Here is a 15,791-nt window from a genome sequence, read left to right on the forward strand (position 1 = left end):
ACTGTTCTATTCCCACACGGGGCAAGCCACCGGGCTGCGGCGCGCGCCATCGTTGGGGCAGGGCGTAATGCCCAGGATGATCTCGTGCGTGTTGCTACTGCCTTGGCGCAGCAGGCTGGTGGTCACATCATAGCTGTAGCCGACGGAGAAATACTTTCCGAAGCTCACGCGGCCCAGGAAAGCGATGGCGTCCACGTTGCGGTAGCTTATACCGAGCGCCACTTTCTTCTTGAACTCCACCTGCGCTGTGATGTCCCAGGCCAGGGGCGAGCCCGGACTGATCTTCATCAACGTGCTCGGGATGAGGTGCACGCCCTTCAGAAGGCGGTAGCGGTAGCCTGCGCTCAGCATATAATGGCGCGTTAACCTGGTGTCCGTGCCGATGCCGGTGACACGGTTGTTCAGCGTGCCGAACATGCTTGCACCGATCCAGAAGTTGTTGCCGTAGGCCCAGATCCCAGGGGCGATCTCCGGCCACACGATGGCGCTCTGCTTGCCGGCCACCGCTGGATCGTCGGGCTGGTCCAATGTCACTTCACCCAAGTCCAGTTTGAACTGCTTCAACCCCGCGAACACGCCCATGCTCAGCATGTAATCGCGGCCCATCTGCATGTGATAGGCCCAGCTCAGGTAGAAGTGCGTGTAACCGATGGCGCCCGCATCGTCCACTTCGATGTTCACGCCGAAGCCGTGCTTGTTCTTCACGAAGGGCTTTTTGCTCTTGAGCGCACCGTGCAGCGTGGCCCACGCCGTGACGGGCATGCCGGGTATGCCGCCCCATTGCCGACGGAAGCCGAGCCGGCCGTCGAAGCAGTCCTTGCTGCCGGCAACCGCTGGCTGCACGCTGTAGTGGTTGAACACGTACTGCGTGTACTGGCTCAGCTGTTGGGCCGAAGCGGCGAATGGCGAATGGATGCTGGTGAATGGCAGCAGCAACGCGACCATCCACCATCGACCGTTCACCATCGACCTGTTCATCGGATTATGGATACATAGCCCACGAACGGCGGCACCTGGCCTTCGAGCTTGTTGAGCTGGATGTGGTAGTAGTAGGTGGCCGTGGGCAGTTTGGCCCCGCCGTTGGTGCCGTCCCACGGCTCGTCGTAGCCGGTGGTGCTGAACACGCGCTGGCCCCAGCGGTCGTACACGATCACCCGCGCATTGGGGTAGTCCTGTATGTCGCGGATGGTCCACGTGTCGTTGATGCCGTCACCGTTCGGGGTGAAGGCCGTCATGATGTCGATGAGGCGCACCACTTCCAGCAGCACCTGATCGCTGTACGTGCAGCCGTCGATCACGGTGGTCACGGTGTACGTGGTGGTCTCGTTGGGCGTGGCGAAGGGGTTGGCCACGTTGTCGGCGGTGAGCCCGGTGTTGGGCGTCCACAGGTAGGTGGTGCCGCCTGTGGCCTCCAGTTGCACGGTCTCGCCTTCACCGATCTCCATGTCGGGCCCGGCATCAAAGTCCACGTCCACGATGTTGGCGCCCGGTCCGCTGATGTTCACATCGAAGCCGCATTGAGCCGCTATCAAAGCGCCGTTGTCCTGCGCGCCCGCCACGATCACCCAGTACTGCGTGTTGGGCAGCAGTGGATCGCTGGTCACCACGAAGTCCACGCTGTCCTCTTCGCACAAGCTGGCCGCATTGAAGCTGTTGGGCAGGCACGAACCATCGCCGCTGAGGATGATCACGCTCAGCTCGTTGTCCATGTCGGCCAAACCGGGGCAGTTGATGTTGCTGATCGCGACATCCACCGTGCCGCCCTGGTTGTTGGTGGTGAAGGAGTACCACAGCACGCTGCTGGTTCCTGGGCAGAAGCCCGGCCAGCCTACGGCGCCGGTGTTGTTGCCGCTCTGTGGTTGTTGGGCGCAGAGCAGCGCGGCATCGCTGCAATCGTCGTTCGGAGGCTGTGCAGCGCAGAGCAGCGTGCACAGTGTTCCGGTGGCCAGGGTGAAGCTTCTCCGCATCATACCATGGAGACGCACCGAGCACCCGCGAACGTGCACGCCTCCTCAAGCAACAAATAAGGTGTACCCCTCGCCGCCGCCGGAAGTCAGCGGGCCGGAGTTGTGAGCAAGGCGGTGTGGGAGAAGGGTCCTAGTTCAACCGGTACTTCACCCCGATCAACGCCGCGTTGGTGAACTCGATGACGTTGGTAGCGTGGCCCGGCACGAACTGCCAGCCCATGCCCAGTCGGTAGTCCATGCCGATCTGCCAGCGTGGGCCCACGCGGAACTTCACGCCGGTGGGCAGGAAGATGCGGGTGTAATACGCCTGCTTCGCACCGAAGGTGTGCTTGTTCATCTCGTGGGCCTGCTGCTGTGAGGGGTGTTCATCGTCGGCCAGGTAGCGGCCTTCGATCACCATCATCTTGTTGCCCACGGTGATGCCGCCGTTGGCGCCAAGGCCCACGTTCCAGTGCACGAAGCGGCTCCATTGTCCTTTCAGGATCCATGCGGTCTCCAAACTGATCTCGCTTTGCAGGTTGCAATACACGATGGACGTGTCCATGTCCTTGTTGCGGTAGGTGACCATGGCCTCGCGCGGCGTGTGGATGCCCACGCCCACCTGCACCTCGCTGGTGGTGGTTGGCGTGGTGGCGTCGGTGGGCACGGTCTTGCGGCCGAAACCTGCGCCGATGAAGAAGCCCAGGCCGCTCGTCTTGGTGGACACGGTGGCCTCGAACCCATCGAGGTCGCGCTCCAGCTCATTTGTCGTTTTCGCGAAACCCATCAACTGGTCCAGCGACATGGTGCGGAAGCGGTCGGTCTCCACACCAAGGGCCGAGTTGAAGCAGGTGAGGCCCCATGCCTTCGGCGCGGAGGCTTGTTGTGCACATGTGGTGAACGGAGCACCAAGGAGGCAACAGAGGAGCAGGTGAGCGGGGACTTTCATGAGGGGAAAGTACAGAACGAAGCTCATCCGTGGGGGGGCGCACCTGAGCTGTTTTTGGGTCTTTACATCAGCATCATCCACCAAAGCGGGTACATCACAGCGCCCACCGCCACCGCGATGGAAGCTTCTTTCATCTGAACACTGTAGAGCGCACGTGATCTGCGTACGAGGAAGAGGATCATCAGGCCCACGTTCCATAGCAGTGGCAGGATGTGTTCACGGTAGGCAAGATGATCCCTGGCAATGTCCAGCGGTTCGAACGACGGGTTGGGCACGAAGTGGATCGTACCGTTCGGCTCGCCCTCTTCGAAGTAGTGATCGGCGGGCTCGCCCTCCGCGGATCGGGTCCACACATCGTGACCTGCGCGATAACTGAATGCACCCTGGAATAGTATGAGTGCGCCCACCAGCGACATGGTGGCGAAACCCGTTGCGATGAACCAGCCAGCCCGCTTGTGCTTCCACAGCAGCAGCATTGCGATCGGTGGTGCCGCCAGCTCGATCAGTAGCATGTAGGTGGTCGGGTCGGTGAGCGCATCAACATCGATGTAGCCGGCGTATTGCGCCAACGCTGGCAAGCTCAGCAGGAAGGGCAGGAGCAATGCAAGCACCAACCACAAACGCCAGCGGCGTTCCTGTGGCAGTGAACCGTCGTCGATGAAGACGTTCGATGCGCCCTGTTTCAAGGTGCGCGTCGTTCGCGCCATGCGTTGCTGCCACGCCTCTTCGTTGGCCTTGCGATCGGCGATGCGTTGTTGCAGTTCGCGCAAGTGGTCAGTAGGAAGACCGCGGCGTTCCAGTTCCGCATGTGCGGCGGCAACGGCCGCAGGGTCGCGGTCGTGCGGATCGTGTATCACCTCCATCAAACGCGCGTCGGGCATGGTGGCGAAATGGCGGGCGTACTCTTCCGGGGTGTCCATACGGCTAAGGTGCGATGCCTGGTTGGGATGCGGTGCGGCAGGGGCCAACACCTGACGATCGTTGGTTCCCGCCCCCGCAGCTCCGGTACTTTCACAGGATGAAGGTCCCCGGCTTCCGTCCACGCTTCAAGTTCGAGACCGACCTGGCACCGGCCGAGATCGCCGATCGCATCGGCCGTCGGCTGCACGAGGACAACCCAAGGGGCCTGTGGCTCAAGAACGCCCACTACCACATCCTGCTCAGTTTCCCGGAGCGCAATGCTGAAGCGTGGACACCACAGATGGACATCAACTTCGAGGAACTTCCCGGCAAACGCACGCTGGTGCGTTGCCTCATCGGTCCCGGCCCGGGAATTTGGATGCTCTTCGCCGGCGGGTACGTCGGCCTGTCGCTGCTGGGCCTCACGGGTGCCACCTTGGGCATTGCTCAGCTCATGATGCACAAGTCTGCTTGGGGCTTCTATGCGCTGGTGCTGGTGGTGCCCCTCATCGCGTTCATGATCTACATGGAACTCACCGGTCGCGAGCGCGCCTTGGGCGACATGCGCTACCTGAAGGAATTCGTCGACCGGTCGCTCGGCTGCGACTGCCTCAAACTGGCCGAAGAACAAGGGATGTGACCGGCCGCTGCGGTGCCAGCCCCGCCCTCAGCACTTGTTCGCGTTCACCGATCCGACGTGCACGTCGAGGAATTCGGCCTTGCCCGTGATGTTGGCTTCTCCGAGCAGGCGCCGCACCAGTGTTATCACATCGGCCCGTTCCGATGCCTGCACTGGCGCCATGTGCAACACCACCACACCGGAGCGCAGGCAGTGGTACTCGATGTTCAATGCGCGGTCCTTGGCCACCTGCGCGTTCAGTCGTTCCATGCCGCCGTGGTCCAGGCCTTCGATGCGCACGGTGACGAAGGCATCCACGGTGGCGGGCGGTGCATCACCTTGCGCGATGGAGAGCGCGGGGAGGAGCAGGAAAGCAGCCAGCAGGGTCATCCACTTGAACATGGCGCGGTGTTTCCCGAAAGGTGCGGGTGCAACCGATCCCGCGAACTGACGAAAAGCAGAAAAGCGGCCGCGCCTGCAACGTTGCGTTCAATGCGCGCGCGGTGCACGGCGGGCCACCTTCACCGCTGCTACCAACTGCATGATGCCGGCCAGCACGTACATGTACGGCAACCACCGTTTGCCGGCATGCAGCAGCTCCCACACCACCAGGAACGAAAGCCCGGCCTCGATGACGAAGAACACCAGGTCCACCTTGGGCCAACGCTTCGCCAAACGCCCGTGGAAAAACGCAACGGACAGGAAGAGGAGCCCCGCCGCCACGAACACCCAACCGGTGGTGTGCCCATGGTCCAAGCGTTCGTAGCCGTGCAAGAGGATGATGGCACCACTGAGCATGTGGGCCGCTCTTCGCAGTCGGTTCTTCCGGCGGGCATCCATGCGGGCAAGGTAGATCGGTAGCCATTGCGTTTTCCGGGCGATGACCGCTACGGACGCAATGCCACCTTTACCGACCCTGACCTCCCTACAGCGCATGGACGAAGGCACACTGCAATGGATCACCCTCGCCTGGATGGCGTTGGCCGTGGCGGTGCACATCACCATGTTCTTCGTCACCGCGCCCTTCGGCCGGCACACATCGAACAATTGGGGCCCCACCCTCAACAACAAGCTCGGGTGGTGCATCATGGAACTACCCAGCCTGGGCATCATGGTGTATTTCCTCGCCACGGGCAGCCGCGTGGCCGATAGCCATGTGTGGATCCTGTTCGCGCTATGGATCGCGCACTACACCAACCGCTCGTTCATCTATCCACTCCGCATCCGCGCCACGCCCAAGCGCATACCGCTCTTCATCGTGTGCAATGCCATTGTCTTCAATGTGATGAACGCCGGACTGAACGGCTACTACTTGGCGGAGCTTGCACCACCCGGGCAGTACGGCAACACGTGGCTGACCAGTCCACACTTCATCGTTGGTGCACTACTGTTCGTTGGTGGAATGTTCATCAACCTGCGGTCGGACAACATCCTCATCCGGTTGCGCGCACCGGGCGAAACGGGCTACCGCATCCCGCACGGTTTCCTGTTCCGCTATGTGTCATCGCCCAACCTGCTGGGCGAGATCATCGAGTGGGCGGGCTTCGCCATCATGGCGTGGAACCTGCCGGCGCTCAGCTTCCTGGTGTGGACCTACGCCAATCTGGTGCCGCGTGCGCGCAACCACCACCAATGGTACCTGCGCACCTTTCCTGACTATCCACGCGAGCGGAAGGTGGTGTTCCCGGGGGTGTGGTAGGGGTGGTGTATCGGCTGCGTGCGACCTTCCCGCCTACCTTGCGGGAAACGCGCCCCCCATGAACAGAACGTTCCGCTTCTTCATCCCGGCCATCGGCCTGTTGTCCGCACTGCCGGTGCAGGCACAAACCATTGTGCAAGGCGGCTTCGAAGCATGGCCGGCGAACTGCCCCGTGAACGGCCCGCCCAACGGATGGGCCAACTTCAGCACGAGCCTCGGCCCCGACCAGGCCGGCAGTTGCGCGGGCACGGTCGTCTCGTTCGAGGGGGCGTCGCACATGAACCTCGTGTGGTATTCGGTGAACGGGCTGCTTGAAGGCGCTGCACAGGCTGTTACAGCGCTGGTGGTGGGCAACACGTACGAGGTCACCTTCCACGCCATCCATAACCAAGGCCTTTACGCCGACAACGATCCCACGCGGCTCGAGGCTTCCATCAACGGCGCTGTCATGCTCACCACCCCCGATCTGATCTCCGGTGATCCGTGGGCGCAGTACACCTTCCAGTTCACGGCCACGTCGAGCACGCACGTGCTCGGCTTCCGTGTGGCGGCGGGCTCCTTCGGCACCACGGGTTGTGTTGGTGTCGATGCGGTGGCCATCTCAGCGGCAACGGGCATTGCACCGCCGGACGTTGCACCGGCGCACGCGCTCAACGCGTGGTACGATGGCTCGCAAGCCGCGTTATTGGTCAGCGATCCGCAGTTCGCCAACGCACCGTACGACTTGCTCGATGGCAGTGGCCGCGTGGTGCGCAGTGGCGTGCTGAGCAACCAACGCATCGGCCTTGAAGCACTGCCGCAAGGGCTTTACGTGCTGCGGTTCACGGTGCAGCGTGCGGTGCAGCGATTCTTGAAGTATTGAGGCTGGGCTGGTGGTCGGGACCTGTCTGAAGAAGGCAGAGGCCCTAGTGAAGCAGGCTTAGGCTGCAACCCGAAGACTGCCCGCGCTCAGCCGAGCGTGTCCGAGGCAGGGTCAATCGAAATACGAGACGTGCAGGTGCACTATGCCTTGGGTACTATCGACCCAAAGGTGGTAGTCGCTGTACACGTGGTCCAGAAAATCAACCTTGAAGTAGATTTCTTTGGTGCGACCGTCCGGCGATACGGCCCATTCGGGCCGGTTGGCGTTCTTCTTGTTGAAGACATCGCGAACAATGTCCTGGAATGGACGTGTTTGCGCCAAGGCGACATTGAGGGGTTGGTCGTGCGCAACGATGCGGTCGAACACCGCGGGTGAATAGGTGAAAGCCATCCAGTGCGCGAAGGCATCACCCACAACGACATTCTTCATGCGGATATCCTCCACTTCTTCCGGAGGAGCAAAACCGAAGTTCTGAGCAAAAGCTTCTGCGGCCTTTTCCCGGTCGCTGGTTTCCGCCGCGACGAGGTCGATGTTCCAAAGGCCGAGGACAAGGGCGCCGCACAACAAGGCTGCTCCGGCATAGGCGTAGCCGATCCGGCGCTTCTTGCGGGCGTTCACAATGGCCGCAACAACGAGCATGACCGTACCCACACCGAACACCCCCAGTGCGAGGTACTTCAACACGAGCAAGAACAGCTGCACCATGACCACACAAGATTATCGGATGAACCGATGCCGGTAACCGCTATCGGGGTAGGCGATCAGCTCACGACTTTTCCCGGCAGGCCAGAGCTCCTGGTTATGCGGGCCCCAGGCCACAAAGCCCATCGTGCACGTGTGCAGAGGTGGTTGACCCAGGCCTAGGCCCCTAGCACCATCATGAGGGCGAACAATGCCTGAAGAGCGAGGGCTGCAATGCCCAAAATGCGAAAGACCATGGGTATCCGTAGTCTCGTCCAGCGCACCCTCCGCACCGATCGCGCGCGTTCTTCCAGTTGTTGCGGGCTGAAGGAGGCAAGGGCTTTGGCGTGCAGCAGGCCTACCAAGGCCAGGGCATCCACCGCCCCTTTACCGTCACCATCGTCGAAGATCGAGAGAAGGTCCCGCTCGCGTTTGACCACGCCCGTATGGTACACCACTACGCGCGAGCCGTGCTCCCCTGCGTGGGGGTGACCGGAGGAGCGGCCGACCAGCGCGCGTGACATCACTTCGCGCACCACTGCCAGGTCCGTGGAGCCGTTGATCAGAAAGACCACGCGCTCCCGGGGCATGATCTCGAGCAACCGCGTCACTTCGTAGGCCACTCCTTTGTTCGCCGGTGTCAGGTTCGCCAGGTCCACCACCGCCACATGGGCAAGTCCGATCATGCGGTCCAACGCTTCCTTCCAGGTCTTGTCCAGGCACTGCATGCTGTTGATCGGATAGCGCAGGTGCGGATCCACTTCCCGGCCAAAGTGCTCGATCTCCAAAGCCAGTTCCTCCTGGTCTTCGACGATGGAGGCATGCAATCTTCCCGTGACGTAGTTCCAGACATCGCTCTCCTTGTACCCCACCGTGTCGGGGCCGTCCAGGCGGAACGTGATCCCCATATAGCGCCACGCCTTGGTCAACAACAGGAACTCGCTCAAGAAGGGACTGCCAAAAACCCGCAGGGCCAGCAAATGCAAAGGGGGCGGCACGGCGTAGATGCGCTCCAACCTCCGCCTGCCCAAGCGGAACCATGCATAGATGCCACCGCTCAGGGCGAAGGCACCGAAGGTGAAGAGGTACTTGTTGTTACCCGGCAGGGTGGAGTAGCACCACATGGCTTTCGACACACCGGCCCACACCCAGAACCAGATCAGGAAAACGAGCCGCCGGGGCCGTATGGCAGCGGGTAGCTCCAGGCCTGAAATGTTGCTCTTGGGGGTGCCCTTCGCCACCTCGCTGGCCGTTCCGAACAGGGAACGGGTAAAGCGCGCCGCTAGGAGCGCGATGAAGGTGAGCACCACATACACGCACAACAACGTGGGGAACGTGGAATCCTCGATGATGCGGTTGATCGACGGCTCGTAGCGGCTGGGCCCCGTCGGTTGAACAAGCCAGTGGACCAGCCCGAGCCCCAGAGTGGAGCCCATCAGGACCAGCAGCACGCGGAACGCGAAGCGCTTGTAGGCCGCGCCCCGCTCAACGATGGCCCTTTGAAGGTCTTTCACCTCTTGCGTTGGGGCGGGGATCTCTTCGGGGGTCACGATGATCAGCTCCACCGTGCTGTCCTCCATCGGTGCTGGCGCCCCCATCGGCGTTTCCGCGCTTTCGTGATGGAGATGGAGCGTATGTTCCGCAGGTTGGACGGCCGGCGGCGTGGTCACCTCCATTATTCTGCTGGAAATGGCCCTGCGGGCTTTCCGCCGAAGCACGTAATACGCAGCAACCACCACTGCAATGATCACGAGCCCTATGAAGAGCGCGAACAGGATGTCGCTCGCGTTCATCCCCAAGATCTTCATTTCGACGGACGGTGCTTCAGCTCCTGGTTCCATGGCCTGGTTGTTCACCCGTATGTGATCAATTACCGCATGTCCTTCGGCTGCTCATCGGCGTCCATTGAACCCCGCGGATAGGCCCAGCGCGCGCGACAATTGGTGGGGTATGCCGTTCATGATCTTACGATCGTCTTTTCCATGAACCGCTCGATCGGTGCTCACCATCGGCAAGCTATTGGTTTTCGCGGCACATGCCGATCACCTGCGGAGACCGAAGGGGCGAGGGTCTTCAAGGCCGTGCCGAAGTGGAAAGCCGCAGTGGCACACGGTGTGCGAGTTATCCATTGCGATGGAATTACCGATCACAGTGGATCGCACGGTTGGTCCGCACGACTGCGTTGACTTGTCCCGGCGGGCCACAGGCCCCGGCCCGCTCGCCAAACGCCACAGCCAAGCGGCGGCGTTTGGCGAGCGGGTGCGGCGGAACAGTGCCCCTTCCGCCAAGTGGGCGACCCGCCATTGCCATCGACCAAGGCCGTCTACATTCGTTCCATCCAACCGGTCCATCATGAAACATCTTCTGTCCTGCGCTGCCCTGGGCCTTTCCCTCTTCGCTGCGCGGCCCGCACAGGCCTCACACATCATGGGGGCCGAGCTCACCTACAAGTGGTTGGGCGGAATGGACTACGAGATGACCCTGGTGGCGGTGCGAGACTGTTATGGTATTTGGCTGAATTCCGGGGTGAGCATCGCAGCCTCTTCTTCGCTCTGCGGCTTGAATGCCTCGTTCGTTCTGCCCGAGCGCGATACCGTGGAAGTGGCCGTCGGTTGCACCAGCTGGCCCACCACCTGCAACGGAGGCACCTATCCCGGGGCCGAGCTGCACTTCTACCGCGATACCGTGACGCTTCCTGCAGGTTGCGCCGATTGGGTATTCTCCTGGGCGAGCTGTTGCCGCAATGCCGCGATCGACAACATCGTTGATGCGGATCAGGCTGACATCTACATCGAAGCATGGCTTGACAACGCCAATGTTCCGGGCAACTCCTCCCCGATCTTCCAGGAACTACCGGGTTCTTTCATCTGCCTCAACGCTCCGTTCTGCCTGCCCAATGGCGGATATGACCCGGACGGCGATTCGCTGGTGTACACGATGGTGACCCCCGAGGAAGTGGGTGCTGTTCCGATAGTGTACATGCCCGGCTTCACGGCTACCGATCCGTTCCCCTCTTCCACCGGCCATGTCTTCGATCCCGTTACCGGCAATCATTGCAGCACGCCGTCGCAGCTGGGCGCATATGTGGTGGCTTACGCTGTGGACGAATACCGCAACGGTACGTGGGTGGGCCGTAGTCGAAGGGACATCCAGTTGTGGGTGGTGGCCTGCACCATGCCCATGCTCGATGTGATGGGCGTGGTGAACGACACGACCGGCACACCGGTGACGGCCGGAACGGTGGAGCTGTACCAGTACGGTCTCAACAGTGCGGGCTCTTTGCTGGTTGGCAACACGCCGGTGGGCCCCGGAGGCGATTTCGCCTTCAGTAGCCTGCCCTTGCAGCAATACCTGGTGCGTGCTGTTCCCGATACGGTGCTCTACCCGGGCACTGCTACCAGCTATCACGAGAGCACCTACTACTGGACCTACGCCGATGTGATCAGTAGCACATGCGATACCGACATGGTGGCGAACATCGGATTGGTGCCCGTGGGCAACCTCGCCGGCACGGGCTACCTCAGTGGCTTCTTGGGCGACCTGGGCATTGTGCGCAGCGATGGCCCCGGCGCGCCATGGGAGGGGGTGGGCATTGTGCTCGAGCACTGGCCCGGCGCTGGTTTGGCGGCGTACACGCGCACCGACATGGACGGACACTACCACTTCGCCAACGTGGCCGATGGCACCTACCGCATCGTGTGCGACCATCCGGGCCTGCCCATGCTTTCCTGCTACACGGTGACCGTCGGCGCCGGCACCGTCATCATCGACCTGAACTACGGTGCCGATCCTGCGGGCTTCTATATCACCGGTGTGGTCACGAACGTCCCGGACCAGGAAGCGGCCACGGCGGTGTTGATGCCCAATCCAGTGCATCAGGGCTTTGCCATCATCAAAGGCTTGCACAATGGCCAGGTGCGCGCCACCATCATCGACGCAGCGGGCCGCGTGGTCTTCTCGGCCGCGCTGAACGTTGCCGGGGGTGCCCTGCAACTGCCTACCGACAACCTGCCCGCCGGGAGCTACACCATTGTGCTCGATGGGCATGGCCAGCACTTCAGGATGGTGAAGGAGCAGTGATGGACCTTATCGGACCACGCTCGCTCGCCGATCTGTCGGGTGCGCTTCTGCTTGCGGGCTTCACCCGGTCTTGCTCGAGCAACTGCTGACTTGTCCCGGCGGGTCAATAGACCCTGGTGGTGCGGGCACGCGCGTGTGGTAGGCAGGCCCGGCTGCAACCCCGAGCGCCTGCCCGCGCACAGCCGAGCATGTGCGGATGAACCATCGCTTCGCTTATTTCGTGACGCTATGGACAGAACTGTATTGTGGTTCAAGGCGCTCGTGTGGGGCAACATCGTGGTGGGCCTGCTCGGTGGCGTCCTAAGCGCACTCACGACGCCGCTCGAGGAAGGAACCGACCCTACCGATGCTGAGTTGTTGCTTATGCTGGTTGTCCTGGTCGCCATCATCATCAATTACGTTGGACTTCTCAAGTTCCGCTCATGGTCCCGTCCAATGGCCGTAGTGCTTACGGTTGTAACCATGGCATTTACGTTCATGCTTGGAACGGAAGTGATGCATGGCTGGAGCGCACTGTTGTACGACCTGGGGTGGATGATCTGGGGAGCGCTGCTGGCCGTGATCCACTTTGGGGATATCCGGCATCGGTTCCAGCGCGCTTCAGGTTCCGGGCCGCGTGCGCTTTCGTAAGGCACTGGCTATTACGACAGGCCACAGGCCCTAGACCGAGAGCCGATCGCCACAAGCAAGTGGCGGCGTAAGGCGAGCGTGTGCGGTGTGATGACCATGGGGGCTGCAGGCAAGCGCAGGCGCTCAAGTGGTCGTGTTGCTGCTCGCCTAAGTTGTGCCATCCGCCGGTAGGTGCAGTTGTGCCAGAGGATCGTTCCACGGTGTCCATTCATTGGCCCGTGTATGCCGCAAGCTGGCCGCTCCGTAACCGGCCACATGGTAGGTGCGGCGCGCATCGACGGTAATGGCCATGATGTTCTTGCGTGCGGCGATGTACTCCTCTTGGAACTCCCTGTGCTCCGCGTAGCGGGGCAAACAGGGGTCCACCCGTTCGATGAGCGCGCGCAGGCACGAGTTCAGGCAGCGCCGGTAGGCACCCATACTGCGTGCTGTTTGTATGAGGGGTTGCTGTGGTGCGGTGCTTTCTGCGTACTGCTTCAGTGCGGCGTGCAGCAAACGGTAAAGGTTGGAGAAGCTGCCGAACGTGGCGCGCGACTCTCGGTGCTGGCCCAGTTGCGCGTCAATGGCCGCGCAGAACCTCACCAAACCCGCTTCGTCGAAAGGCATCATGGACCGTGGCGGCAGGTCGTCCACACGCACGCGCGACGATGGCTTTTCCAAATGGTCGTACACGGCGTTCGCCCGATCCACCAGTCGTTGCAACACCAGCTCCTTCGGCAGGCGATGGTATGGCGAGCCGGGCCGCGGGGTGTAATAGTCCTCTTCCTTGTTATCGATGGCGGCAAGCAGCATGTCCACCGAGGTGTAGAACCGTGCGATGGCGCGATTGCTCACCTCGTGCTTGCTCCAGACCGCGCGGTGCTTCTGGCACACTTCCACCATGCGAGCGAAGGCGGCGCATTCGTTCGCCCTTATCCTTTTGTCCATGCACGTGCTGGGATGCGATGGGAAAACTACTGTCGGCCGTATCGGACCATCCGTTCAAGTTGCCGTTTTTGTCCACCACCGCAATTGGAAAGCATCGTTACCATCCCTATCGAAGAAGACCGAGCGGCCCACTTCCCCCTCAAAATACCCTGAACTGGGTATTTTTTGGATGCTGGCGCCCGCTGACCTTTGATCAGCCGGTACAGCATGCCCAAAGCGCAACTGCTGATCCCACCCGGGCCCATCGGTGCCCGCCTGATATGGGCGCGCGAACAGCGCGACCTGAAACAGTACTGGCTGGCCGAGGCCGCGCACGTGGACGCCGCGCGCCTCAGCCGCATCGAAAAGGGCAAGGTGAAACGGGTGTACGTGGACGAACTGTACCACGTGGCCAAGGTGTTGCGGTGCTCCTTGGACTGGGTGCTGCACGGGGACCGCTTCAACCCCTGGTTGCCGGGCCAAGCGCCGGTGTTCAAGTTGCCGGGCCAACGGAAGAAGAAGGACGCATAGCCGGATACCGCGCCCATCATGAAGTGCACATGAGCCCGTACGGTGGTGCCATCGCGGCCTTGGTGCCGCTCACCTGAGGGCTCACGGAAGTCCCATCGCGCCCATGGTAGCGCTCCAGTGCGGCCGCACTGAAGCCTCATCGCGGCCGTGGTATCGATCCAGTACGGCCTCACTGGAGCTTCATCGTGGCCGTAGTACCGCTCCAGTACGGCCTCACTGAAGCCTCATCGCGCCCATAGTACCGCTCCAGTGCGGGCTCACCCGAGCCTCATCGCGGCCTCGGTGCCACTTCATGACGGCCGCACTGTTCAAGCGGTTTGTGCTCAGTCCGACCATTTTGATTGTTCCCCCGACAATTTCCATTGTCCTTTTCCGGGTGCCCGCGTTCCAGCACCCCGGAACGCAATTCCGCGGTCCGATAAAACAAAAACGGAGTCATGAACAACATCAAACTCTCTCTCTTCAAACTGATCCCCACAGCGCTGCTGGCACTGCTGCGCACGGTGATCGCCAACCTCACGGGGAACGCCAACTTCCCCACGCCCAAGATCAGTGTGGCGGACATGATCTTGCAGGCCGACGCATTGGAAGCCGCCATTACCGCAGCCACCAACGGCGACCGCCAGAGCCGTATCCTGCGCGACAACCTTGTGATGGAAACCCGCGATATGCTGCGCGTGCAGGCCGACTACGTGCGCAGCGTTTGCAACGGCGACAAAGCCATGCTGGAGAGCAGCGGCTTCGAGCTGGCCAAACAGCGCGAACCCATCGAGAAAGTCGGCGTGCCCCAGTACGTAACGGCCGAAACCGGCAAAGGCGCCGGCGAGGTGGAGTTCCGCTGGCGCGGGGTGCACGGCGCGCACGGCTACACCATGGAGCGCGGCACCATGAACGCACAAGGCCAGATGGAGTGGGAAGCGCTGCCCTTCACCACCCGCACCCGCAACATCCTCACCGGCCTCGACAGCCACCAGCTCTACTCCCTGCGTGTTACCGCAGTGGGCGTTAACGGCCCCGGCCTCGTGAGCGCCGTGGTGCAAGCCGTGGCCGCGTAAGCAGTACTACCTGAAGCTGAAGAGCCCCCCGACTTGTCGGGGGGCTCTTTGCGTTGGGGACATTGTGCCTGGGGCCATTCGGCACAGGCGTGCGGCGTGGTTGGAGCGTGTGCGGGTGCGGGCAAGACGAACTACCTTTCCCTTGTGCGCATCCCGCTCAGCCAATGCAGACACCCTCGGATCCCATGGATCAATTCGATCAAGACATGCAGGCGGAGAAGGCGAACGTGGAGCTGAGGAAGGTGATGCTCCGCTTCAACCTCATTACCGACGATGAGGACAGGTACCCGTTGGCCAAGGCGCTCTTCGCCGCCAAGGTGGTGGTGCCCTTGTTGCAGAACGAGGACGATCCCGATGGGCTGCCCTTCTACGGCAGCATGTTCAAGCACGCGAACGGGGTCGAGTTCCACGTGTACACCTCCGTCCAGTTCATACCCGAGCGCATCACAGCTCCCGACGTCTCGTACTACCCGTTCGTCGAGCTGATGGAAAATATACTCGCCGACAGTGCAGTGACGATGGTGCGCATCGATCCCGGGACCGATCACGGGGTTGGCATACTGATCGAGAACGGCCAGCCGTTCCTGTTCAGGCAGAAGCGCGTGGAGGATTACATGCGGGAACGTGGCATCGACTTTCTGGAGTGAAGGCACACGTGCGCGGTAAGCATCAGCACTGACCACCGTGTGCAGGAACGGCTGATGCTTGCGCTCGGCTTTTCCGAGTGCGCTGTTGCTTATGGGATCTGCCCCGTCTTGCTGGTGCAGCATGCGACTCGTCTCGACGGGCCACGAGGCCCTGGATGTGCGGGCACTCGGGAAAAACCCGAGCGCCTGCCCGCGCACAGCCGAGCTTGTGCGGAGACTTGTCCCGGCGGGCCACAGGCCCTAGTTGTGCGGGGCCTGCCCGCGCACAGCCGAGCGTGCGCAAGCT

General features: G+C 61.9%; 17 protein-coding genes. 8 read left to right on the forward strand and 9 right to left on the reverse strand.

Going from position 1 to position 15,791, the window contains the following annotated elements; translation table 11 throughout:
* Positions 1 to 6: 6 nt before the first annotated feature.
* The 4 genes from IPJ76_09600 to IPJ76_09615 all read right to left on the reverse strand — a co-directional run bounded on the left by IPJ76_09600 (position 7) and on the right by IPJ76_09615 (position 3,815).
* On the reverse strand, positions 7 to 978 hold the full coding sequence (locus IPJ76_09600; GenBank protein QQR84877.1) for a type IX secretion system membrane protein PorP/SprF: 972 nt from the start codon (positions 976 to 978) through the stop codon (positions 7 to 9).
* The gene (locus IPJ76_09605; GenBank protein QQR84878.1) at positions 975 to 1,970 is read right to left on the reverse strand and encodes a gliding motility-associated C-terminal domain-containing protein; all 996 of its coding nucleotides are present in this window, start codon (positions 1,968 to 1,970) and stop codon (positions 975 to 977) included. The genes IPJ76_09600 and IPJ76_09605 overlap by 4 nt, the downstream gene beginning before the upstream one ends.
* A 127-nt stretch (positions 1,971 to 2,097) precedes the next feature.
* The gene (locus tag IPJ76_09610; protein ID QQR84879.1) at positions 2,098 to 2,895 is read right to left on the reverse strand and encodes a hypothetical protein; all 798 of its coding nucleotides are present in this window, start codon (positions 2,893 to 2,895) and stop codon (positions 2,098 to 2,100) included.
* A gap of 62 nt (positions 2,896 to 2,957) precedes the next feature.
* The gene (locus IPJ76_09615; protein QQR84880.1) at positions 2,958 to 3,815 is read right to left on the reverse strand and encodes a hypothetical protein; all 858 of its coding nucleotides are present in this window, start codon (positions 3,813 to 3,815) and stop codon (positions 2,958 to 2,960) included.
* 98 nt (positions 3,816 to 3,913) lie between these two features.
* Here IPJ76_09615 and IPJ76_09620 point away from each other — a divergent pair, with 98 nt between their 5' ends.
* The gene (locus tag IPJ76_09620) at positions 3,914 to 4,435 is read left to right on the forward strand and encodes a hypothetical protein (protein QQR84881.1); all 522 of its coding nucleotides are present in this window, start codon (positions 3,914 to 3,916) and stop codon (positions 4,433 to 4,435) included.
* A gap of 27 nt (positions 4,436 to 4,462) precedes the next feature.
* Here IPJ76_09620 and IPJ76_09625 read toward each other — a convergent pair whose 3' ends face one another.
* Positions 4,463 to 4,816 (reverse strand): hypothetical protein, encoded by a 354-nt coding sequence (locus IPJ76_09625; GenBank protein QQR84882.1) that lies wholly within the window; start codon positions 4,814 to 4,816, stop codon positions 4,463 to 4,465.
* A gap of 87 nt (positions 4,817 to 4,903) precedes the next feature.
* Positions 4,904 to 5,254, reverse strand: coding sequence for a hypothetical protein (locus tag IPJ76_09630; protein QQR84883.1), 351 nt, complete (start codon positions 5,252 to 5,254; stop codon positions 4,904 to 4,906).
* Between the two features lie 94 nt (positions 5,255 to 5,348).
* Here IPJ76_09630 and IPJ76_09635 point away from each other — a divergent pair, with 94 nt between their 5' ends.
* Both IPJ76_09635 and IPJ76_09640 read left to right on the forward strand, forming a co-directional pair.
* On the forward strand, positions 5,349 to 6,113 hold the full coding sequence (locus IPJ76_09635) for a 3-oxo-5-alpha-steroid 4-dehydrogenase (protein ID QQR84884.1): 765 nt from the start codon (positions 5,349 to 5,351) through the stop codon (positions 6,111 to 6,113).
* A gap of 58 nt (positions 6,114 to 6,171) precedes the next feature.
* Entirely contained in the window at positions 6,172 to 6,975 is an 804-nt protein-coding gene (locus IPJ76_09640; GenBank protein QQR84885.1) for a hypothetical protein, read from the forward strand.
* A gap of 111 nt (positions 6,976 to 7,086) precedes the next feature.
* Here IPJ76_09640 and IPJ76_09645 read toward each other — a convergent pair whose 3' ends face one another.
* On the reverse strand, positions 7,087 to 7,680 hold the full coding sequence (locus IPJ76_09645) for a hypothetical protein (protein QQR84886.1): 594 nt from the start codon (positions 7,678 to 7,680) through the stop codon (positions 7,087 to 7,089).
* Between the two features lie 155 nt (positions 7,681 to 7,835).
* Positions 7,836 to 9,497, reverse strand: coding sequence for a hypothetical protein (locus tag IPJ76_09650; protein ID QQR84887.1), 1,662 nt, complete (start codon positions 9,495 to 9,497; stop codon positions 7,836 to 7,838).
* 511 nt (positions 9,498 to 10,008) lie between these two features.
* On the opposite strand from IPJ76_09650, the gene IPJ76_09655 reads away from it, so the two are divergent.
* Together IPJ76_09655 and IPJ76_09660 are read left to right on the forward strand one after the other, a co-directional pair.
* Positions 10,009 to 11,736 (forward strand): carboxypeptidase regulatory-like domain-containing protein, encoded by a 1,728-nt coding sequence (locus tag IPJ76_09655; protein QQR84888.1) that lies wholly within the window; start codon positions 10,009 to 10,011, stop codon positions 11,734 to 11,736.
* Between the two features lie 228 nt (positions 11,737 to 11,964).
* Entirely contained in the window at positions 11,965 to 12,366 is a 402-nt protein-coding gene (locus IPJ76_09660; protein ID QQR84889.1) for a hypothetical protein, read from the forward strand.
* A 147-nt stretch (positions 12,367 to 12,513) separates the two neighbouring features.
* On the opposite strand, the gene IPJ76_09665 is transcribed toward IPJ76_09660, so the two are convergent.
* The gene (locus tag IPJ76_09665) at positions 12,514 to 13,293 is read right to left on the reverse strand and encodes a hypothetical protein (protein QQR84890.1); all 780 of its coding nucleotides are present in this window, start codon (positions 13,291 to 13,293) and stop codon (positions 12,514 to 12,516) included.
* 207 nt (positions 13,294 to 13,500) lie between these two features.
* Here IPJ76_09665 and IPJ76_09670 point away from each other — a divergent pair, with 207 nt between their 5' ends.
* The 3 genes from IPJ76_09670 to IPJ76_09680 all read left to right on the forward strand — a co-directional run bounded on the left by IPJ76_09670 (position 13,501) and on the right by IPJ76_09680 (position 15,505).
* Positions 13,501 to 13,803 carry a helix-turn-helix transcriptional regulator gene (locus IPJ76_09670; GenBank protein ID QQR84891.1) on the forward strand — a complete coding sequence of 101 codons (303 nt, stop codon included), beginning with the start codon at positions 13,501 to 13,503 and terminating at the stop codon, positions 13,801 to 13,803.
* 437 nt (positions 13,804 to 14,240) lie between these two features.
* On the forward strand, positions 14,241 to 14,858 hold the full coding sequence (locus IPJ76_09675; GenBank protein ID QQR84892.1) for a fibronectin type III domain-containing protein: 618 nt from the start codon (positions 14,241 to 14,243) through the stop codon (positions 14,856 to 14,858).
* A 185-nt stretch (positions 14,859 to 15,043) separates the two neighbouring features.
* The gene (locus tag IPJ76_09680) at positions 15,044 to 15,505 is read left to right on the forward strand and encodes a hypothetical protein (protein QQR84893.1); all 462 of its coding nucleotides are present in this window, start codon (positions 15,044 to 15,046) and stop codon (positions 15,503 to 15,505) included.
* The last annotated feature ends 286 nt before the right edge of the window (positions 15,506 to 15,791 follow it).

The organism is Flavobacteriales bacterium, from assembly GCA_016699575.1.
Classification (GTDB): domain Bacteria; phylum Bacteroidota; class Bacteroidia; order Flavobacteriales_F; family PHOS-HE28; genus PHOS-HE28.